This window comes from Tsukamurella paurometabola (assembly GCF_900631615.1).
In the GTDB taxonomy this organism is placed as follows: domain Bacteria; phylum Actinomycetota; class Actinomycetes; order Mycobacteriales; family Mycobacteriaceae; genus Tsukamurella; species Tsukamurella paurometabola_A.
Map to the genome: position 1 here is coordinate 3,778,652 of NZ_LR131273.1, position 20,703 is coordinate 3,799,354.

The following is a 20,703-nucleotide window of genomic DNA, read 5'->3' on the forward strand; positions in this document are numbered from 1 at the left end:
TCGGCAGGGTGAATTGAACGCTCGGAATGTAACCACACTCTTGACTGGATTTCAGCGCAGACGCACCGTTTGTATCTGATCCACCGTTCCCACGGGGCCCGTGATGTCGTGAATGACCGAATGCGTCAGACCTGCGCCGTCGGGTCCGGTCGAGACCCGCGTCGCGAAACCGATCGCCTCGCCCACGGGGTCGCGGAACAGATGCGCTGTGAGATCGAGGTTCGGGTACGCGACCTCCTCCGGGCTGAACCGGGGTGTCATCCCGTTTGCGATGTCGAACAGTCGCGCCGCACGCGCGACCGGACCGGTCGGCTCGTCGAGCAGCGGTACGTCCGACTCCACCCAGTACTCGGCGCGGCCGGGGTGCGTCTCGCAGCGCCGGGTGCGCGCGGAGGCGATGTACCCACCGGGCCAGACGGTGCCGGGGTCCCACTCCGGCATCCGCTCGGGCGGTGCGATCGGGTCCAGCTCGGACGCCGCGACGGCGCGTGTGTCGCGGCGGTCGAGCAGCCACGCGCGCAGGACCAGTCCGGTGCGCCCGCCGTGGCTGAGGGTCGCCTCGACGAGTTCGATCGTGCGGCCCGGGCGGACGACGCGGACCGCGACCTCGACCACGTCCATGGGAAGGGTGCCGAGGATGTCGTAGGACAGTCGTGCGACCTGGAGGCCGTCGTCGCGCCGCGCGTCGCGGTCCTGCTCCACGGCGTGCGCGAGCAGTCCCATCGGGGGAGCGATGTGTTGTTCGGCGGTGTTCCAGCCGCCCGAGACGTGTTCGGTGGGGCGGAACGCGGTCGCGGAGACCCGGTCGAAGTACGGCATGGGGTGAGCGTACGCCTGCGACCGGCGCTGATCGCGATCAGGGTTAATGAAGAATAACTGGAATTGGGGTCCCGGAACGACCGCGCCCCGGACACCGGCAGCGGTGTACGGGGCGCGGGTTCCGGCCGTGGAAGAGGATCAGGCCTTCACATCGAACCGGTCTGCGTTGGCGAGCTTGGTCCAGGCTGCCACGAAGTCGCCCACGAACTTCTCGCCGGCGTCGGAGGCGCCGTAGACCTCGGCGATGCCGCGGAGGATCGAGTTCGAGCCGAAGACGAGATCGGCGCGGGTGGCCGTCCACTTCTTCTCGCCCGTCGCGCGATCGGTGCCGACGTAGGTCGAGTCGTCGTCGGACGCGGGCGCCCACTTCGTGGACATGTCGAGCAGGTTCACGAACCAGTCGTTGCTCAGGACGCCGGGGCGATCGGTGAAGACGCCGGCCTCGGAGCCGCCGTAGTTGTTGCCCAGGACGCGCAGACCGCCGATCAGCACGGTCATCTCCGGCGCGGTGAGGCCGAGCAGGTTCGCCTTCTCCACGAGGAGGTACTCGGCAGGCATCGGCGCACCCTTGGCGACGTAGTTGCGGAAGGCGTCGAAGCGCGGCTCCAGCACCGCGAAGGACTCGACGTCGGTGTCCGCCTGGGTGGCGTCGGTGCGGCCCGGGGTGAACGGGATCGTCACATCGACGCCCGCGGCCTTCGCCGCCTGCGCCACGCCCGCGTTGCCCGCGAGGACGACCACGTCGGCGAACGAGACCTTCTTGCCCGACTCCGCGTTGAAGGCCTCGACGACGCCCTCGAGCGTGCGGATGACCTGCGCGAGCTCGTCGGGTTCGTTGACCTCCCAGCCGGCCTGCGGCTGCAGGCGGAGACGGCCGCCGTTGGCGCCGCCGCGCTTGTCGGTACGGCGGAACGACGAGAAGGCGGCCCATGCGGTCTTCACCAGCTGCGCGGTGGTCAGGCCGGTGGCCAGGATCCGCTCCGTGATGGCGTCGGCGTCCGCCGCGTCGATCGGCGCCCCCTCGGGAGCCGGGACCGGATCCTGCCAGAGGTGCTCGGTCTTGGGGACCAGCGGTCCGATGTAGCGCGAGGTCGGTCCCATGTCGCGGTGGAGCAGCTTGAACCAGGCCTTGGCGAAGGCGTCGGCGAGCTGCTGCGGGTTGTCCAGCCAGCGCTTGGTGATCTCGCCGTAGATCGGGTCGAAGCGGAGCGACAGGTCTGTGGTCAGCATCGACGGGTGGGTCTTGCCGGTGCCGAAGGCCTCGGGGACCGAGTTCGCCCAGCCGCCGTCCTTCGGGCGCCACTGGTTCGCGCCCGCAGGGCTCTGGAAGAGTTCCCACTCGTTGCTGTACAGGATCTCGAGGAAGCTGTTGTCCCACTTGGTGGGCGTGTGGGTCCAGATGACCTCCAGGCCGCTGGTGACCGCGTCCTTACCGACGCCGGTGCCGTTGCCGCCCTTCCAGCCGAGGCCCTGCTGCTCCATCGGCGCGGCCTCGGGCTCGGGTCCGTTCTCGACGGGGCCCGCGCCGTGCGTCTTGCCGAAGGTGTGCCCGCCGACGATGAGCGCCGCGGTCTCCTCGTCGTTCATCGCCATGCGGCCGAAGGTCTCGCGGATGTCGTCCGCGGCGGCCATGAAGTCCGGAACCCCCTCGGGGCCCTCGGGATTGACGTAGATCAGACCCATGTGAGTGGCGCCGAGCGGCTGATCGAGCTCGCGCTTGCCGGAGAAGCGGCCGTCGGAGCCCAGCCACGTGTGCTCCGGGCCCCAGTAGACGTCCTCCGGCTCGGCCACGTCGGCGCGACCGAAGGCGAAGCCCTCGGTGGTGAAGCCCATGTCCTCGAGGGCGACGTTGCCCGCGAACAGGATCAGGTCGGCCCACGAGAGCTTGCGGCCGTACTTCTGCTTCACCGGCCACAGCAGGCGACGGGCCTTGTCGAGGCTGACGTTGTCCGGCCAGCTGTTGAGCGGAGCGAAGCGCTGCAGGCCCGCGCCGCCGCCGCCGCGCCCGTCGGTGGTGCGATAGGTGCCGGCGGAGTGCCACGCCATGCGGATGAACAGCGGGCCGTAGTGACCGAAGTCAGCGGGCCACCAGTCCTGCGAATCACGCATCACGGCGACGATGTCGGCGCGGACCGCGTCCACGTCGAGCGTGGCGACCGCGGCCGCGTAGTCGAAGTCGGCACCGAGCGGGTCGCCCTCGGCGGGGTTGTTCGCGAGCACCTTCAGGTTGACCTCGTCGGGCCACCAGTCGCGGTTGCCACCGCCGGCCACGGGCGGGCGCAGCGAACCGTGGGCGACGGGACATCCGCCGCTTCCGCTCGTCTGTTCCTGGGGGGAGGTGGTCTGATCCTCGGACACGGCGTTCCTCTCGGTACGGATGTGTGTACGGCTGTTGAAGCGGAGCGGCCGGGCTGGCGGGCCGCGCGTCACCCACTGTACGTCCGCGAAGCCCCGGATTCCAGCTTTTCTGGAATTATTCTAGAAATCCTGGAAAGTCGAGGTGAAACGCCCTATCGATGCGGTAGGAATGCCCTATCGTGCGCGTCCCGATCGCTGTCGGAGGGTCAGTCCGCGGAGCGCCGGAAGGCGCCGGTGATCGCATCCAGGAGCGCGGGGTAGCGCTTGGCCTCCGGGTGGCTCCCGGGCTTGCCGCTCGAGACGACCGCCGCCGCGAGGTCGCGCTCCGGGTCGGCCCACATCGCGATCTCCGTCAGCCCCGTGTGTCCGAACGCCGCGGGCGCATTCCGGCCGAAGGGGCCGAACCGGTCCGAGCCCAGCATGTATCCCGTGCCCCAGCGCAGGGGGGCGCCGCCCGTGGCGAAGTCGGGGCGCAACCGGCGCGCCTGGCGCGTCGCCGCCGAGAGGGTCTCCGGGCGGAGCACGCGGACACCGTCGAGCTCGCCCCCGCGGCGGAGGACCTCCGCGAACCGCGACAGCTCGTGCGCCGTCGAGACGAGGTTCGACGAGGGCACGATCCCGGTGAGGAACTGCGGCGAGTTCGACATCGGGACGATCTGCTGCATGGTGCCGCCCACCACCTTGCGGAAGGCGGCCTCGATCACGGGCGGCGCGGGCCGCCCCGTCGCATAGCTCAGGCCGACGGCGGGCAGATCCTCGGGGGCGACGCCGAAGTTGGTCCAGCGGAAGCCCAACGGACCGAGGATCTCCGTCGCCGCGATCTCGCGGATCGTGCGTCCGGTAGCGGCCAGGACCAGCTCGCGGACGAGCGGACCCCAGGTCAGCGCGTGGTAGAAGTGCAGGCGCCCGGGGGAGTAGACGGGCTTGATGCCGGCGAGCATCGCCCGGGTGTACTCGCTGTCCTCGGAGCGGGTGAGGTCCGGTTTCGGCCCGGTGTTGATCGGGATACCGGCACTGTGGGTCAGCACGTGCCGCACCGTGATCCGGTCCTTGCCGTCGCTGGTGAACTCCGGCATGTAGTCGGCGACCCGCGCCTCGAGATCGAGGTCGCCGCGTTCGATCAGCCGGTGCAGGAGGGTGACCGCGACGCCCTTCGCCGTGGAGTACGTGCAGAACGGGGTGTCGACGGTGACCGGCACGGGCTCGGGGGCCTCGTCCCGATTGGAGGGGAGATCGGGGCCGTTACCGCGGGCGTGGCCGATCGCCCGGTCCAGCACCACCCGGCCCCGGTGCCGCACGCACACCTGGATGGCCGGCTGCATGCCCGCCGCGTACCAGGAGCGCGCCGCCAGCCAGATCCGCTCGATCGCACGCGGGTCCACGTCGGCGTGGTCCTCGGCGCCGACGTCGGTGATCGCGTCCAGGTCGCGCGGGACGCGGATGCGGCCCTCCTCGGGTGCGGGGGCCGGCACGGTGTCGCTGCTCACGGCATGAGCCTACGGATAGATTGGCGCGGTGACCCGCGCCAGCACCGTCCTCAAGCTCACCTACGCCGCCCTCGCCGCGGTCGACACCGCGCTCTCGGCCTCGCCGAAGCCCGCGCACCACCGCGCGCGGCGGTTCACCAAACCCCTGCTCCTGCCGACGCTCGCCGCGTCCTTCGCGTCCGACCCGCGGGTGCGTCGCTCGCCCCTGTGCCGGAGCACCCTCGCCGGTCAGGCCGGGGGCTGGGTGGGCGACGTGGCGCTGCTCGGCGACGAGCCGAAGCACTTCGCCCTGGGCGCGAGCGCCTTCGCCGCGGGGCACGCCGCGTACATCGGCGGGCTCCTCGCCCAGCGCGACCCGGAGGCCTCACCCGCCAAGCCCGCCGCCGTCGGCGCCGCGTGGGCCGTGGGCGCCCCGCGCGCACTGCTCGCCGCGTACCGCACCGCGCCGGCGCTCGCGCCCGTGCTCGCCGGCTACTCGGTGATGCTCAGCGGCACCGCCGCGGCGGCGACGGTGCTCGGCCCGCAGATCCCCGCCGACGCCCGGCGTGCGACACTCGCCGGCGCCGGGTTGTTCCTGCTGAGCGATTCGATCCTCGGTCTGCGCAAGTTCGTCCTCACCGATCCGCCCGCGTGGATGGAGGGCGCCGTGATGGCGACGTACACCGGCGCGCAGTTCCTGATCGCCGACGGTGCCGCGCGCGCCGGGCGAATCGATCCGGAGCCCCGCGCCGGGGCTTGACCCTCACACCGTGTGAGGCGACACAGTGGTGACCGTGACCGACACCCCTGACCTCATGCCCATCGGCAGGTTCTCCTCGCTCAGCCGGATCAGCGTGCGGATGCTGCGCCACTACGACACCCACGGTGTCCTGGTGCCCGCCCACGTCGACCCGCTGAGCGGCTACCGCCGGTACGCGCCGGCGCAACTCGCCGACGCCGCCGCGATCCGCAGGCTGCGGGACGTGGGGTTCGGCGTGTCCGCCATCGGGGCCCTCCTGGCCGTCCGCGGCACCCCGGCGTTCGACGAGGCCCTGCGCGCGCAGCGTCTCGAGGTCGCCGCGGCCGCAGCGGACGCCGCCGCCCGGCTCCGCCTCATCGACACCCTGATCCGGGAGCCCACCATGACCGACACCGTTTCCCTCACCACCCTGCCCGCCCGCACGCTCGTGCACCTGCGCGGCACCGTCCCCGACTACGCCGGCGAGGGCCTCCTCTGGGAGCGCTTCCTCCCCGCCCTGCAGGAGCAGGGGATCGCCCCGGCCGGCCCCGGCGGATGCATCGAGCACGATGACGAGTTCCGCGAGTCCGACGTGGACGAGTCCGTGTTCTTCGAGGTGCCCGCCGGCACCGTCGCCGCGGCGCCGCTCACCGTCGTCGACGCCCCGTCGACGCGCGCGGTGGAGGCAGTCGTCGAGGGGCCCTACGCCGAGGCGATCCCACGGGCGCACGAGCTGATCGGCGCGCACATCGCCGAACGGGGCCTGACGGCGGCGCGGACCGTCGACGATGTCGCGACGCACCACTTCACCGTGTACCTCAACGACCCCTGCGCGGTTCCCGAGGCCGAGCTGCGGACCCGCGTCGTGGTGCCGATCCGGTAGCTCAGTGCTCGGCGGGGGCGCCGCGGAGCCTGCCGATCAGATGCACGATCACGACCACGACGGCGCCCACCGCGAGGCCGAACAGTGCGGAGCCCAGGGTGTTGGCGAGCCAGCCGATCACCGAGCCGATGGCGGGGACCAGGTCGTGCGCCCAGGTCTCGAAGTGGTGCACCACCGAGTAGGGCCAGTGCCACCCCAGCTCGTCGAGTCCCACCAGCAGGATGTGGCCGCCGACCCAGCACATGGCGACGATGCCGACGTTCGCGAGCACGCTGAGCACCTTCGGCATGGCCTTGACCATCGCCGTGCCGACACGGCGGCTGAACTCCGACGGGCGCTGGGCCAGCGCGAGGCCCACGTCGTCCATCTTGACGATGAGCGCGACGACGCCGTAGACCAGCGCGGTGATGAGGATCGCCACGACCACGAGGATCAGCGCCCGCGACCACAGGGCCTCGCTCGCGACCTCGTTCATGGCGATGACCATGATCTCCGCGGAGAGGATGAAATCGGTGCGGATGGCGCCGGCGACCACGGTGTCCTCGTCGACCTGACCGGTCGTCGACGAGGGCTCGGCCGGGTCGGCGTGCCCGCTGATCTTCTCCCAGATCTTCTCGGCGCCCTCGTAGCAGAGATACGTGCCGCCGAGCATGAGGATGGGCGTCAGCGCCCACGGCGCGAGCCAGCTCAGGAGGAGGATGGCGGGCAGGATGAAGACCAGCTTGTTGCGCAGCGAGCCCTTCGCGATGCGCGCGACGATGCTCAGCTCCCGCTCGGGCTTGATGCCCTGCACGTACCGCGGCGTGACGGCGGTGTCGTCGACCACGACGCCCGCGGCCTTCACGCTCGCCCGGCCGGCGGCGGCCGCGACGTCGTCGACCGACGCGGCGGCGAGCCGCGCGAGGGCGGCGATGTCGTCGAGCAGGGCAGCGAGTCCTCCGGCCATGGCGACAGCGTAATCGGCGCAGGCGGCGCGCGTTTGCCGGACTGCCGTCGCGGGTCGTCGGCGTGGGGGAGGATAATGGAGGAACCGTTACATGGAGACTGACAGAGCAGTTCGTACAGAGTCGACCGACCAAGACATTCGGGAGAAGCAAACACACATGAGTGCGCAGCAGCAGACCATCATCTACACGCTGACCGACGAGGCCCCACTTCTGGCCACCGCGTCGTTCCTGCCGATCATCCGCGCCTTCGCCGGGCCCGCCGGTATCGACGTGCAGACGAGCGACATCTCGGTCGCGGCGCGCATTCTGGCGGCATTCCCCGAGCGCCTCACCGACGAGCAGAAGGTGCCGGACAACCTCGCGGCCCTCGGCGAGCTGACCCAGGATCCGTCGGCCAACATCATCAAGCTCCCGAACATCAGCGCCTCGGTGCCGCAGCTGCTGGCCGCGATCGCCGAACTGCAGTCCAAGGGCTACGACATCCCGGACCTGCCCTCCGAGCCGAAGACCGACGAGGAGCGCGACATCGCGACGCGTTACTCCACCATCCTCGGCAGCGCCGTGAATCCCGTGCTGCGCCAGGGTAACTCGGATCGCCGTGCGCCGCGCGCCGTCAAGGAGTACGCCCGCAAGAACCCGCACAGCATGGGCGAGTGGTCGATGGCCTCGCGCAGCCACGTCGCGCACATGAAGCACGGCGACTTCTACCACGGCGAGAAGTCCACGACGCTGGACCGCGAGCGCGACCTGCGCATGGAGCTCGTCACCGCCGACGGCCAGACTCACGTGCTCAAGCCGAGCGTGAAGCTCGGTGCGGGCGACGTCATGGACTCGATGTTCATGAGCAAGAAGGCGCTGCTCGAGTTCTACGAGGAGCAGATGCAGGACGCCTACGAGACCGGCGTCATGTTCTCGCTGCACGTGAAGGCCACCATGATGAAGGTCTCGCACCCCATCGTCTTCGGTCACGCGGTCAAGGTCTTCTACAAGGACGCCTTCGCCAAGCACCAGGCGCTCTTCGACGAGCTCGGGGTCAACGTCAACAACGGTCTCGGCGACCTGTACGACAAGATCGCCACGCTGCCCGCCAGCAAGCACGAGGAGATCGTCAAGGACCTGCACGCCTGCCACGAGCACCGCCCGGAGCTGGCGATGGTCGACTCGGCGCGCGGCATCTCCAACTTCCACTCGCCGTCCGACGTGATCGTCGACGCCTCGATGCCCGCCATGATCCGCGCCGGCGGCAAGATGTACGGCGCCGACGGCCGTCCGAAGGACACCAAGGCCGTGATGCCGGAGTCCACCTTCGCGCGCATCTACCAGGAGATCATCAACTTCTGTAAGACCAACGGCGCCTTCGATCCCCGCACCATGGGCACCGTCCCCAACGTCGGCCTGATGGCGCAGAAGGCCGAGGAGTACGGCAGCCACGACAAGACCTTCGAGGTCCCCGCGGCCGGTACCGCCAACATCGTCGACAACGCCACCGGCGAGGTCATCCTCTCCCAGGAGGTCGAGGAGGGCGACATCTGGCGCATGTGCACCGTCAAGGACGCCCCGATCCGCGACTGGGTCAAGCTGGCCGTCAACCGCGCCCGCAACTCGGGCATGCCCGTCCTGTTCTGGCTCGATCCGTACCGCCCGCACGAGAACGAGCTCATCAAGGCGGTCAAGGCCGAGCTGAAGAACTACGACACCGAGGGCCTCGACATCCAGATCATGTCGCAGGTGCGCGCCATGCGCTACACCCTCGAGCGCGCGATGCGCGGACTCGACACCATCGCCGCGACGGGCAACATCCTGCGCGACTACCTCACCGACCTGTTCCCGATCCTCGAGCTCGGCACCTCGGCGAAGATGCTGTCGATCGTCCCGCTCATGGCCGGCGGCGGCATGTACGAGACGGGTGCCGGCGGCTCGGCGCCCAAGCACGTCAAGCAGCTCACGGAGGAGAACCATCTCCGCTGGGACTCGCTGGGTGAGTTCCTCGCGCTCGCGGTGAGCCTCGAGGACACGGGCATCAAGAACGAGAATCCGGCCGCGAAGGTCCTCGCGACCACGCTCGACGCCGCCACCGGCAAGCTGCTCGAGAACAACAAGGCGCCCTCGCGCAGCACGGGCGAGCTGGACAACCGGGGCAGCCAGTTCTACCTCGCCCTGTACTGGGCGCAGGAGCTGGCGGCGCAGACCGAGAACCCGGACCTCGCAGCGAAGTTCGCGCCGCTGGCGAAGGCCCTCACCGAGCACGAGGACACCATCGTCGAGGAGCTGCGAGCCGTCCAGGGGCAGCCCGCCGACATCGGCGGCTACTACTACCCGGACCCCGAGAAGATGTCGAAGGTCATGCGCCCCAGCGCGACCTTCAACGCGGATCTCGCGTCGCTCGACGACTGACCCGATCCCGCGACGGGCACCGCCGACCTCGGTCGGCGGTGCTCGTTCCGCTCGTGCGAGCGGCGCGGCCGTGGGAAGCGATCCCGGCGGCCGCGCGTCTCACATGAAGCGGCCGAGCTGCCCGTCCACGAACGCGCTGAACCGCTGGTACGCCGAGCCCCCCGCGCGGACCGCGAGGTCCAGGACCACGGCGTCGGGGCCGATGAGGATCCGGCCGCGATTCTTCTGCACCCCCGCGAGGATCGTGCGCGCCGCGGCGTCCGCCTCGGTGCGGGCCAGGCGCTTGTTGAAGAAGTCCGCGAAGGCGGCCTGGTCCTGGCCCTCCGCGACGGTCGCGTTGTTGCAGATGTCGGTCTTGATGCCGCCCGGATGGACGCAGCTGACGCCCACGTGCGGGTGCGTGGAGAGCATCTCGATCCGCAGCGCCTCGGTGAACCCGCGCACCGCGAACTTCGCCGCGTTGTAGGCGCTCTGGCCGCCCACGCCGAACAGCCCGAAGATCGAGCTGGTGTTCGCGATGTGCGCGTCGCCCGACGCGATCAGGTGCGGCAGGAAGGCCTTGGTGCTGTTGACGACGCCCCAGAAGTCGACGTCCATGAGCCGGTCGTAGTCCTTGAACGAGGTCTTCTCCACGCTCGCGTGGTGCGCGATCCCGGCGTTGTTGAACAGCAGGTTGACCACGCCGTAGTGTTCGACCACGTCGTCCGCGTAGGCGAGCAGCTGCTCGCGCTCACCCACGTTCACGACCTTGGTGTGCACCTCGGCGCCGAGGGCCCGCGCCGCTTCCGCGGTCGCTTCGAGCCCGGCGGCGTCGTAGTCGCACAGCGAGAGCTTCGCGCCCCGCCTCGCCAGTTCCAGCGCGAGCTCGCGCCCCATGCCCGACGCGACGCCGGTGACGACGGCGACCTTGCCGTGGAAGTCCTTCATCTGATCACTCCTGGTTCTCCATGACGCCCCCGAGGAAGGCGGCGGCGTCGTCGGCGGCCGCGTACACGGTGCCGAAATGGTCGGTGGGGTAGAGCTTGAGGGTCACGGGCTGGCGGTGCACGGCGAGGGCCGCGGCGAGTGACAGGCCCGAGGCGACGGGCACGTCGATGTCGGTGAGGCCGTGCCCGAGGAAGATCGGTCGGTCGTAGCCCTCGGTCGGCGTGCCCATGTGCTCGTGCAGGGCCTCGTAGATCCCGGGCACGCTGCGCAGCGGCGCGGTCACCCAGGTGCTGATCCGCGCGCCCCGCACCGCTTCACGCGCGTCGTACAGACTCAGCCGCTCGGCGAGATCGACGACGCGCCGGCCCTCGTCGCTGAGCAGCCCGTCGAGTCCCAGATCCGGTCGGGCGTCGCGGAGTCCGGCCAGGATGTAGGCGGCGTAGACGTTCGTCAGCGGCGGCAGCACGACGGGCGGGAACGAGGGGCGGAGGAACTGGGCGACGCGTTCGATGTTCGCGGGTGTGCCGGTCGCGACGGTGCCGCGCAGGTCGAGGTCGTAGTCGGCGCCGAACTCCGAGGCGTGGCGGGCGCCGTTCATGGCGGCTCCGGCACCCTGGGACTGCCCGACGAGGGCCCACCGTCGGGCCAGGGGGAGCCCCAGCCCCCTGGCGGCCTGGACCGAGTCGATGAGGTTGTGCGCCTCGACCTTCCCGTTCAGGTAGCTCATCAGGCCGGGGGTGCCCATGCCGGCGTAGTCGGTGGCGACGACGGCGTAGCCGTGCCGCAGCCAGTGTCCGAGGTAGAACTGCTGCCGCTCCGATGGGGGCTGGGCCGACGGGGTCGCGTCGTCGCACAGCCCGACGGTGCCGTGCGCCCACGCGATCACCGGCCACCCTCCCGCCGGGGCCGTGCCCGCGGGGAGGAACAGCGCCGCGGTACTCACGGCGGCACCGTGCTGGTTGGTGGTGGCGTACAGGAAGCGGAACGCCTGGTCCGCGTCGTCGAGTCCGAGTGCGGCGGCGAGCGGTACCCGGTCGATCGGCGTGCCCGGCGCGAGTGCGGGACCGGAGTGGTCGCGCGCGTCCAGACCCGACCAGTTCGGCGGGCCGATCGGCGTGACGGGATCGGGTGTCGCGAGGCCCCGCAGGAGGCCGCCGACACGGGTCATCACCGCGCGGGGCAGGGCGGACGGCGTGATCGGCACCACGTCAACCTAACAGTCGCGGGTCGCCTGCGCCGCCGTGCGCCGGGGGATGGCGAGCGAGCACACCGTGGCCACGGCGCAGACGCCGAGACAGAGCACGATGGTCGCGGTGTACGCGCCGGTCGAGGGCGTCGCGACAGGACCGGCCGGCGTCGCGGTGACGACGGTCCCGCCGGTCAGCACCATGGCGACGACGGCCGTCGCCATCGACGTGCCCACCGACCGCATGAGCGCGTTGACCCCGTTCGCCTCGCCGGTCTGTTCCACCGGGACCACCGCCATGATCAGCGCCGGCATCGCCGAGTAGGCGATGCCGAGGCCCGCTCCGACGAGGGCGCTCGACGCGAGGATCCAGGCCCAGTGCACGGGCCACGGCCCCGCGATCGCGAGGAGCAGCACCAGGTATCCGCCGGCGATGACGACGGCGCCCACGGCGAGGGAGATCCGGGCGCCGCGCCGGTCCGTGATCCACGAGCTCACCCGGGAGAAGGCGAACATCACCAGGCCGCTCGGCATCAGGACCAGGCTCGCCGCGACCATTCCGAGCCCCATGCCGGCCGGGCTCTGCTCGGGCGCCATGAGCAATTGGATCGGCATCATCTGCATCGCGTAGAACGCGAAGCCGGTGGCGACCGATGCCGCATTGGTGAGCAGGATGGGCCGGTGCAGCAGCGTGCGCACGTCGATGAGGGCGTTCGGGGTCCGCAGCTCGTACCGCCACCAGGCAGCGCCGGTGACGCCGAACGCGATGAACAACCCGAGCGTCAGGGGGTCCGTCCAGCCCCACTCCGCCGCCTTCGACAGGGGGAGGAGGACGCACGTCAGGACCGTCGTGAGCCCGATCGTGCCGAGCGCGTCGAAGCTGCCACCGGGGTCGGCCGGACCCTCCGGCACCGATCGCAGGACGGCCGCGGCGCACGCCACGGCCGCCCCCGCGCACGCCCAGAACAGCGCGTGCCAACTGACGTGCCGCGCGATCGACGCCGCGAAGGGCAGACCGAGGGCGCCGCCCACGCCGAGGGAGGCGCTCATGGTGCCCACGGCGGAACCGAGCCGTACCGGCGGAACGATGTCGCGCAGGATGCTGATGCCGACCGCGATCGCCCCGATGCCGAGCCCCTGGAGGCCGCGCCCGATCAGGAAGGGGAGGAAGGCGGTCGCGAGCGCGCACACGGTGGATCCCACCGCGACCGCGGCCATCGTCCCGAGGAGCACGAGGCGCTTGCCGAACATGTCGCCGAGCCGGCCGGCGATGGGTGTCCCCACGGCGCCGACCAGAAGGGTGATCGTCAGCGTCCAGGAGGCGTTCGTGGGCGACGTGCCGAGCATGCCCGGAAGCTGCGGGATCAACGGCACGATGATCGTCTGCATGAGGGCGACGACGATCCCCGCAGCGCACAGCACCGCGACCGCGGCGCGGGGATAGGTGACCGGTTCCGAGGTGCTCAGCGGGCGCCGCCTTCCGCGTGTCCTCCGGCGTGGCGGCGGCGCGCGGCCTCGGCGATGAGCATGGCTGTCCGTTCTGCGCGGGAAAGGGTTCCGCTCCAGGTTACGAGACCCGGGCCGCGCGACGTCCGGCGGCCGGTGCCGGTGCGCAGGCGCCACGAGCCCTCCGGTGGGCGAGGCGCCGCACCGCGGTGGACGACAGGCCGAGGCCGATGTCCGCGCGGCCCCCGGGACCTGCTTGGATCGTCGAATGCTCGTCGCCCTGCTCTCGTTCGCCGCCGCCGCCACGGTCCTCGTCGTGCTTCCCGGCCCCGACACCCTCGTCGTCGTCCGCGGCGTGGTGCGGGGCGGCCGTGGCGCCGGAATCCGCACCGGCTTCGGTGTGCTCAGCGGCCTCGTGGTGTGGGTGGTCGCGGCGGTCCTCGGGCTCTCGGCGATGCTCCGGGCCAGCGAGTACGGGTACACCGCGCTCAAGCTGCTCGGCGCCGCCTACCTGGTGCACATGGGCGTGCAATCGCTGCGGGCGGTGGTCCGTGGCACGGCACTGGGGGAGAGCCCCACGCAGCCGGTGGAGTCGTCCTGGCGCGGTGGCGGATTCACCGCGGGCTTCCTCACCGACGTCCTCAACCCCAAGATCGGCGTCCTGTTCGTGAGCCTGCTCCCGGGGTTCGTGCCCGCGGGCTACTCGGTCACGTGGACGACGCTCGCGCTCGGTGGCGTGTACATCGCCCTCACCGCCGTGTACTGCGGGGTGCTCATCGCGGCGGCGGGTACGGTCACCCGCTGGATGCGGACCCCGCGGACGCGCCGCGTACTCGACGGCGTCGCCGGGGTCGCGCTCATCGGCTTCGGCGCGAAGCTGGTCACGGAGCGGTAGCCGACGGCGGGTAGTCGTAGAAGCCCGCGCCGGTCTTCACCCCGAGTCTGCCCGCGTCGACGTACTCGTGGAGGAGCCGGCGTGGCCCGTCGGGCAGATGCGGGTTCTCCGCGGCGTAGTGGTCCTCGATGTCGAGGACCACGTCCAGGCCCACCCGGTCCATCATCTGGAACGGTCCCGCCGGCATGTGCCAGTTGATCCGGAACATCCCGTCGACGTCCTCCGGCCGCGCGACCCCCTCGGCCACGACGGCCAGCGACTCGCGCTTGATCGCCGCCCAGACCCGGTTGAAGATGAAGCCGGTGCTTTCGCGGCGCGCCTCGAACGGGTGCACGTCGAACTCGGGGAGCACCGCGAGCAGCGTGTCGATCACCTCGCGGGCGGTCTCACCGTCCGACATCACGTCGGCCGCGTTGGCGCTGGGCGGCATGTAGAAGTGCAGGTTGCAGAAGCGGGTCCGGTCCCGGATGTGCTCGCTCATCAGGCGTGAGGCGTACGACGACGAGTTCGTCGTGAGGATCGCGTCGGGTTCCGCCGCCCGGTCGATCTCGCCCCACAGCGGGATCTTGATGTCGAGCCGCTCCGGAACGGCCTCGACGACCAGCCAGGCACCGTCGAGCGCGGAGGGCAGGTCGCCGCACGCGATGGCGCGCCCCGCCTCGCCCGACCCGCGGCGGGCGATGGTGTCCGGCAGCGTTCGCGTGACGTGGTCCACGGCGGCGCGCAGCTGGTCGGGGTTCGGATCGTGGATGCGCACGTCGCCGCCCCGGGTCGCGAACATGAGGGCGATCCGGCGGCCGAGCGTGCCCGCGCCGATCACGGCGACCGGGCGCCGGCGGATGTCGTCGAAGGTGAAGGGGAGGGGCATGTCGACTCCGTTCTCAGTGCTGATCGGCGTCGGCGCGGAGGCCGACGATGCCGGAGACGGGCGTGCCGAGGTCGACGAGGACCTCCGGGGCGCGACCGTCGAGCGGCACCCGCCAGATGCGTCCGCCGAGATCGGAGACGTAGGCCACCTCCGACGGCGCGTCGACGGCCAGGCCGATGGCCTCGTCGAAGCCGCCCGCGAGGATCTCGGGTGGGGAACCGGGGACCCCCGCCGCGGGGAGCGGGGCCCGGTTGAGCGAGTTGCCGTCGGGGGCGGCGCCGCGGTCCGTCCAGTACAGCGCGTCGCCGACGATCTCCAGGTCGATGGGCTCGGGCAGGCCGTCCCAGAGGGTCTCGATGTCGCCGCGGTCGGACGGTGATGCACCGGGTGGTAGCTCGAGGCCCGCGCGCAGGATCCGGCCCCGGCCGCCCTTCGCGGGACCCTTCTGGGTCCAGTAGAGGTGGCCACGGGCGGGGTCGACCGCGACACCGACGCACTCGGCGAGGCGGTCGGGTGCCGGTGGGTTGACGACGAGGTCGCGCAGCCCGGTGCCGTCGGTGCGGACGGTGCTGACCCGGCATCCCTCGCGGTCGCCCCAGTAGAGCCGGCCGGAACCGTCGGATGCGAGCTGCTTCCCGGTCGTCATCGCGCCCGGGGCGACCAGGTCGTGCGGATCGGTGCCGTCGGACCGGATCGAGTGGACTCCGCCGGTGCGGGCGGAGTAGTCGAGGCCGGCCTCGCCGGCGGTCCCGGGGACGCGGGTGGGGCGGCCCATCGTGGTCCAGTAGATCCGGCCGCCCTCGGCGATCACGCCGTCCGGGGACGCGCCGGCCTCGACCGTGTGGAGCGTCTCGGTCGCGCCGTCGGGGAGGGTCACGCGGACGATCGAGCCGCTGCGGATGCCGAGCGCCAGAATTGCTTCGAACATATAACTTATTCTACGGCGGCGGAGCCGGGTGCGGCCGTTGTCGACGGTGTGATCTTCGAGACCGGCCGCGCGCCGAACAGGGTCTCCTCGGAGCGGAGCAGGTACTGCTCCAACAGGGCTGCCGCGGCGTCGCCGCGACCGTCGAGGAAGGTCTCGAGGATCGTCACGTTGTCGTCGAGGAACGGGGCGTGGAGGAACTCGGGGTCGGCGATCGCGCCGAACGCGAGGCGCAGCTCGGCGAGGATCGAGTCGAGGACGGCGTCGAGTCGGGGGCTGTCGCTCAAACCCACGATCGCGCGGTGGAACTCGAGATCGGCCGTGCCGACCGCCTGCCAGTCCCCGGTGTCTGCGGCGGCCAGCGCCGTCGCGACCGCGTCGCGCATCCGGACGGCGGCGGGGTGTTCCGGGCCGGCGGTGCGCAGCGCGGGCGGTTCGACGGTGCGCCGGACCAGGTAGATGTCCCGCACGGACGCGCGCGTGGGCACTGTCACCCGGGCGCCGCGGTTGGCCTCGTGCACGATCAGCCCCTCGTGGGCCAGCGTCCGCATCGCCTCGCGCAGGGTGTTCCGGGATACTCCGAGCTCCGCGGCCAGGCGTTCCTCCCGGAGCGGATCCCCCGGCCGGAGGGTGCCCTCGACGATGGCGCGGCGCAGGTCGTGGGCCGCGTCCGCCGCGGCGTGGCCGCGCTGCCTCCCGGTGGTCACGGCCCGATCCTACGGAGCGCGCCGCGAACCTGTTCAACAAATCGGGGCAACAGGGGTGACAGATTGTTCAACAATCGATTATGGTGTGGATCACATCAGCGTCCGACCGCCCGAGCGAGAAGAGACCACCCATGTCCACCGCCCAGCCCGTCCCGGGCGACGCCCCGAAGGGTGCCGTCAAGGCGTACATCGCCAGCCTCACCGGCACCTCTCTCGAGTACTACGACTTCGCGCTGTACTCCGTCGCGTCCGCGCTCGTCTTCCCCCACGTCTTCTTCCCCGCGGAGGACCCGTTCATCGGGCTCCTGCTGTCGTTCTCGACGTTCGCGGTCGGCTATTTCGCCCGCCCGATCGGCGGCGTCGTCTTCGGCCGCCTGGGCGACCGCATCGGCCGGAAGAACGTCCTCGTCGCGACGCTCCTGTTGATCGGCGTCGCGACGGTCCTCATCGGCGTCCTGCCGAGCTACGGCACCATCGGCGTGATCGCCCCGACGATCCTCGTGCTCCTGCGCTTCGCCCAGGGCGTCGGGGTCGGCGGCGAGTGGGGCGGGGCCGTGCTGCTCTCCAGCGAGTTCGGCGACCCGCGCAAGCGCGGCTTCTGGGCCTCCGCGGCCCAGATCGGCGTGCCCGTCGGCAACCTCATGGCCAATGGCGTCCTCGCCCTGGTCGCGGCCGTGCTCTCTGAGGACGCCTTCCGCGACTGGGGCTGGCGCATCGGCTTCCTGCTCTCCGCGGTGCTCGTGGTCTTCGGCCTCATGATCCGCCTCAAGCTGGAGGAGACGCCCGTCTTCCAGGCGATCGCCGAGCGCGCCGAGCAGCCCAAGGCGCCGATCTCCGAGGTGCTGCGCGGACACCCCCGCGCGCTGCTCGCGGCGGCGCTCTCGCGGATCTGCCCCGATGTGCTGTACTCGCTGCTCACGGTCTTCCTCGCCAGCTACGCCACCAAGGAACTGGACTTCCCGACGAGCCACGTCCTGACCGCGGTGCTCACCGGCTCCGCGGTACAGGTCTTCGCGATGCCGCTCGCCGGCTCCCTCACCGACCGCTTCAACCGGCGACTCGTGTACGGCATCGGCGCGATCCTCACCGCGGCATGGGTTCCCGTCCTGTTCCTCATGATCCAGTCCGGCAGCCGGGTGCTGTTGACGATCGGTGTCGTCGTCGGGATGTCGCTGCACGCCCTGATGTACGGCCCGCAGGCGGCGTTCATCACCGAGCAGTTCCCCGCGCGCCTGCGCTACGCGGGCAGCTCGCTCGCCTACACCTTCGCCGGTGTCGTGGGCGGCGGCATGGCGCCGCTCATCTTCACCGTGCTGTTCCGCTGGACCGACTCGTGGGTCATCATCGCGGCGTACGTCGCCGTCACCGCAGTCGCGACCGTCGCCGGCATGGCGATCGGCCGCGATCCCGCACCCGAGGAGGAACTGGAACTGCTCGCCGACGCCCCGGATGGTGCGGATGTCCCTCGCTGACGTCCGGCGTCTCGGGGACCGCGGCGTCCGCGTCCGCGTGACGCCCGGCACCGTCGAACCGCTCCGTGCCCTCCTCGCGGCGGAACCGCTGCCCGGGCAGTGCGACCTCGTCGCCGGGGGCGAAACGGTCACGGTCCTGTTCGACGGTCCGCGGTCCGCCGCGGCTGCCGCGAGCGCCCTCTCGGCCATGACGCCGCCGGAGTCGGTCCTCGCCGACGGCCCGCTCGTCCGGATCGACGTCGTCTACGACGGTGAGGATCTGCGCGATGTCGCGGAGCAGCTCGGCACCGACGAGGCGGGCGTCGTCCGGATGCACACCGAACGCACCTGGCACGTCGGCTTCCTGGGGTTCGCCCCGGGATTCGCGTACCTCCGCGGCGCCGAGCCGTCTCCGGAGATCGCCCGCCGGCGCTCGCCCCGCGTTCGGGTGCCCGCGGGATCCGTCGGGTTGGCGGGGGAGTACAGCGCGGTCTACCCGCGTACCTCGCCGGGCGGCTGGCAGCTGATCGGCCGGACCGAGGCCGAACTCTGGTCGCTCGACCGAGAGCCCCCCGCGCTGCTCGTGCCGGGCACGCGCGTGCGGTTCGTCGCCGCCCGCCGTCGTGTCACCCTGCCGGCGACGCCCGCGCCGAGCGAGCCGGCGACGCCCGCGCCGAGCGGGGCCGCCGCGCGCCCGGCGCGGGGACTCGTCGTGCGGGAGACGGGACTGCAGAGCCTCGTGGAGGACCGGGGGCGCCCCGGGCGCGCCGGCGTCGGCGTCACCCGATCGGGAGCCGCGGACCGCGGCGCGCTCCGACAGGCCAACCGGCTGGTGGGTAACCCTCGCGGCGCGGCCGCGATCGAGAACGCCGGCGGGGGCGTGGAACTCGTCGCGGTGGGGGACCAGGTCCTGGCCGTGACGGGTGCCGACGCGCCGCTCGTCGTGGAGTCGCCGGACGGACACTGGCGCGCCGTCGAGCGCGGGCGCCCCTTCGCCCTCGACGACGGCGACCTCCTCGAGGTCGGACCGGTCACGGCCGGCCTCCGGGTCGTGATCGCCGTGCGGGGCGGGGTCGACGTTCCCGCCGTGCTGGGCAGTCGCAGCACGGACACCCTCGCCAACCTCGGGCCGGCCCCCGTCACGGCCGGCGACGTGCTGCCCGTCGGGCGCGCCCCGCGGACGGCCGTCGGCGAACCCGAACCGGTGCCCGAGGTGCCGGACGGCAGTCGGCCGACGGTACTCGACGTCCTGCGCGGGCCCGACGCGGAGCTCTTCCCCGGCGGCGCCTGGGAGCACCTGCTCGAAGAGCGGTGGGAGGTCACTCCGAACAGCGACCGCGTCGGCGTGCGACTCACCGGCGAGCCGCTCGCGCGCGCCGACGGCGAGGTGCAGAGCCAGGCGCTGGTGCCCGGTGCGATCCAGGTTCCGCCCTCGGGGCAGCCGGTGGTCTTCGTCGTCGACCACCCGACCACCGGGGGATATCCGGTGCTCGCCGTCGTGGCCGAGCACCACCTGGACCTGCTGGCCCAGCTACCGTTGGGGTCGCCCGTGCGCTTCGTGGCGGTGGAAGGACCGGTCGGCGCCTGAGTGAAACCGCCGGTCCGCAGCGTCCGGATGTGGTTACGTCGGGGAACGAGCGGTCTCCGAACGGCCGCTCGGTCGACTCGGAGCACCACCGGAAGGACCCATGAGGAAGATCGCAGCTCGGCGGATCATCGGCGTCGTCGCAGGCCTGACGGCCGCATCCCTGGTCGTCGCGGGGTGCGGGAACGGCGACTCGGACAAGGGCGAGGCGGCCACGTCGGCGGTCACCTCGGCGGCCGACGCTTCGTCCGCCGGGCCCGCGGCCTCGTCCGCTCCCGCGTCGTCCGCGACGGCCGCGTCGTCCGCGTCCGCATCCCGCGCTACGGGATCGTCTGCGCCGGTGCCGGCAGGTGGGGTGAAGGTGAAGGGCGCCGACGGCAGCGACGTCACCCTGACCGGTCCGATCGCCGCGAAGTACAGCGCCGCGACGCAGGCGCAGCGCACGGCCCTGGGGGTGGTCCTCACCGGCGATCACAACGCCGGCACCCGGGAGAGCGGCGTGATCTTCCAGCAGTTCAAGGGCGGCGTGATCACCGCGAGGAACGCTGCGGCGGGTACGCCCGCGTACATCACCTGGGGGCGAATCCGGGACGCCTGGAACGTCGAGCGCGGCCCCGACGGCAGGCCTTCGCCCGCCGGCAGGAACGGCTCCGCCGGCCCACTGGGCGCGGTGACCAGCGACGAGACCACGGCGGGTGCGGTCAAGCAGACCACGTTCGAGCACGGGAGGATCACCTTCGATCCGCGGACCGGCAAGGTCGAGGTGACCGTCAACGGCACGGTCGTACCGGCCGGAATCTAGGAGGGCACAGCCATGGCCGATACCGCGGGACCGATCGACATCACCTTCACCGCCGTCCTCGGCAAGGTGCGCGAGGGCGACACGTGGACGTGCGTGCAGCTGCCGGGTTCGGCCGAGATCTTCGGCACCCGCGGCCTGGTCAAGGTCGCCGGCACCGTCGACGGCGTGCCCTTCACCTCGTCGTTCATGGCCCTGGGCGACGGGACGCACAAACTGCCCGTCGCCGCGGCGATCCGCCGCCGGATCGGCAAGACCGATGGTGACGAGGTCGAGGTGCACCTCACGGAGCGCCTGAACTGAGTGCT

General features: G+C 71.5%; 18 protein-coding genes. 8 read left to right on the forward strand and 10 right to left on the reverse strand.

The features are described from left to right. Window positions 1-51 precede the first annotated feature (51 nt). The 3 genes from ELY19_RS18885 to ELY19_RS18895 form a co-directional block, all read right to left on the reverse strand. Window positions 52-819, reverse strand: coding sequence for an acyl-CoA thioesterase domain-containing protein (locus ELY19_RS18885; RefSeq protein WP_126197592.1), 768 nt, complete (start codon window positions 817-819; stop codon window positions 52-54). A 138-nt stretch (window positions 820-957) separates the two neighbouring features. Continuing rightward, window positions 958-3,177 (reverse strand): catalase/peroxidase HPI, encoded by a 2,220-nt coding sequence (gene katG, locus ELY19_RS18890; RefSeq protein WP_126197593.1) that lies wholly within the window; start codon window positions 3,175-3,177, stop codon window positions 958-960. 206 nt (window positions 3,178-3,383) lie between these two features. After that, on the reverse strand, window positions 3,384-4,664 hold the full coding sequence (locus ELY19_RS18895; RefSeq protein ID WP_126197594.1) for a serine hydrolase: 1,281 nt from the start codon (window positions 4,662-4,664) through the stop codon (window positions 3,384-3,386). 28 nt (window positions 4,665-4,692) lie between these two features. Between ELY19_RS18895 and ELY19_RS18900 the strand changes: the two genes are divergently transcribed. Then, the gene (locus ELY19_RS18900; RefSeq protein WP_126197595.1) at window positions 4,693-5,403 is read left to right on the forward strand and encodes a lysoplasmalogenase; all 711 of its coding nucleotides are present in this window, start codon (window positions 4,693-4,695) and stop codon (window positions 5,401-5,403) included. A 34-nt stretch (window positions 5,404-5,437) separates the two neighbouring features. Further along, window positions 5,438-6,265, forward strand: coding sequence for a MerR family transcriptional regulator (locus ELY19_RS18905; protein ID WP_126197596.1), 828 nt, complete (start codon window positions 5,438-5,440; stop codon window positions 6,263-6,265). 1 nt (window position 6,266) lies between these two features. Here ELY19_RS18905 and ELY19_RS18910 read toward each other — a convergent pair whose 3' ends face one another. Next, window positions 6,267-7,211: a DUF808 domain-containing protein gene (locus tag ELY19_RS18910; RefSeq protein WP_126197597.1), complete on the reverse strand. Its 945-nt coding sequence runs from the start codon at window positions 7,209-7,211 to the stop codon at window positions 6,267-6,269. 157 nt (window positions 7,212-7,368) lie between these two features. Here ELY19_RS18910 and ELY19_RS18915 point away from each other — a divergent pair, with 157 nt between their 5' ends. Further along, window positions 7,369-9,606 (forward strand): NADP-dependent isocitrate dehydrogenase, encoded by a 2,238-nt coding sequence (locus ELY19_RS18915; RefSeq protein WP_126197598.1) that lies wholly within the window; start codon window positions 7,369-7,371, stop codon window positions 9,604-9,606. A gap of 99 nt (window positions 9,607-9,705) precedes the next feature. Here ELY19_RS18915 and ELY19_RS18920 read toward each other — a convergent pair whose 3' ends face one another. From ELY19_RS18920 to ELY19_RS18930, 3 genes are read right to left on the reverse strand one after another with little or no spacing between them, the layout of a single operon-like run. Beyond that, window positions 9,706-10,533, reverse strand: a complete 828-nt coding sequence (locus tag ELY19_RS18920; RefSeq protein ID WP_126197599.1) for an SDR family NAD(P)-dependent oxidoreductase — start codon at window positions 10,531-10,533, stop codon at window positions 9,706-9,708. A gap of 4 nt (window positions 10,534-10,537) precedes the next feature. Beyond that, window positions 10,538-11,740, reverse strand: a complete 1,203-nt coding sequence (locus tag ELY19_RS18925) for a lipase family protein (RefSeq protein ID WP_126197600.1) — start codon at window positions 11,738-11,740, stop codon at window positions 10,538-10,540. A gap of 6 nt (window positions 11,741-11,746) precedes the next feature. Continuing rightward, window positions 11,747-13,108 (reverse strand): MFS transporter, encoded by a 1,362-nt coding sequence (locus ELY19_RS18930; RefSeq protein ID WP_416222713.1) that lies wholly within the window; start codon window positions 13,106-13,108, stop codon window positions 11,747-11,749. 325 nt (window positions 13,109-13,433) lie between these two features. On the opposite strand from ELY19_RS18930, the gene ELY19_RS18935 reads away from it, so the two are divergent. After that, complete coding sequence (locus ELY19_RS18935; RefSeq protein WP_126197601.1) at window positions 13,434-14,060, forward strand: LysE family translocator; 627 nt, start codon at window positions 13,434-13,436, stop codon at window positions 14,058-14,060. On the opposite strand, the gene ELY19_RS18940 is transcribed toward ELY19_RS18935, so the two are convergent. From ELY19_RS18940 to ELY19_RS18950, 3 genes are read right to left on the reverse strand one after another with little or no spacing between them, the layout of a single operon-like run. Beyond that, window positions 14,047-14,928, reverse strand: coding sequence for a 3-hydroxyacyl-CoA dehydrogenase family protein (locus tag ELY19_RS18940; protein WP_126197602.1), 882 nt, complete (start codon window positions 14,926-14,928; stop codon window positions 14,047-14,049). The two genes, ELY19_RS18935 and ELY19_RS18940, sit on opposite strands and share 14 nt — an antisense overlap. Before the next feature lie 13 nt (window positions 14,929-14,941). Next, a complete protein-coding gene (locus tag ELY19_RS18945) occupies window positions 14,942-15,856 on the reverse strand; it encodes an SMP-30/gluconolactonase/LRE family protein (protein ID WP_126197603.1) in 915 nt (304 codons plus the stop codon). Between the two features lie 5 nt (window positions 15,857-15,861). Beyond that, entirely contained in the window at window positions 15,862-16,560 is a 699-nt protein-coding gene (locus ELY19_RS18950) for a GntR family transcriptional regulator (protein ID WP_126197604.1), read from the reverse strand. 131 nt (window positions 16,561-16,691) lie between these two features. Here ELY19_RS18950 and ELY19_RS18955 point away from each other — a divergent pair, with 131 nt between their 5' ends. The 4 genes from ELY19_RS18955 (at window position 16,692) to ELY19_RS18970 (ending at window position 20,698) form a co-directional block, all read left to right on the forward strand. Beyond that, on the forward strand, window positions 16,692-18,032 hold the full coding sequence (locus tag ELY19_RS18955) for an MFS transporter (RefSeq protein ID WP_126197605.1): 1,341 nt from the start codon (window positions 16,692-16,694) through the stop codon (window positions 18,030-18,032). Continuing rightward, window positions 18,019-19,599 (forward strand): 5-oxoprolinase subunit B/C family protein, encoded by a 1,581-nt coding sequence (locus ELY19_RS18960; protein ID WP_197715930.1) that lies wholly within the window; start codon window positions 18,019-18,021, stop codon window positions 19,597-19,599. Before ELY19_RS18955 ends, ELY19_RS18960 begins: the two co-directional genes overlap by 14 nt. Window positions 19,600-19,699: 100 nt before the next feature. Continuing rightward, complete coding sequence (locus ELY19_RS18965) at window positions 19,700-20,398, forward strand: LGFP repeat-containing protein (protein WP_126197607.1); 699 nt, start codon at window positions 19,700-19,702, stop codon at window positions 20,396-20,398. 12 nt (window positions 20,399-20,410) lie between these two features. Beyond that, window positions 20,411-20,698 (forward strand): DUF1905 domain-containing protein, encoded by a 288-nt coding sequence (locus tag ELY19_RS18970; protein ID WP_126197608.1) that lies wholly within the window; start codon window positions 20,411-20,413, stop codon window positions 20,696-20,698. Window positions 20,699-20,703: the final 5 nt, after the last annotated feature.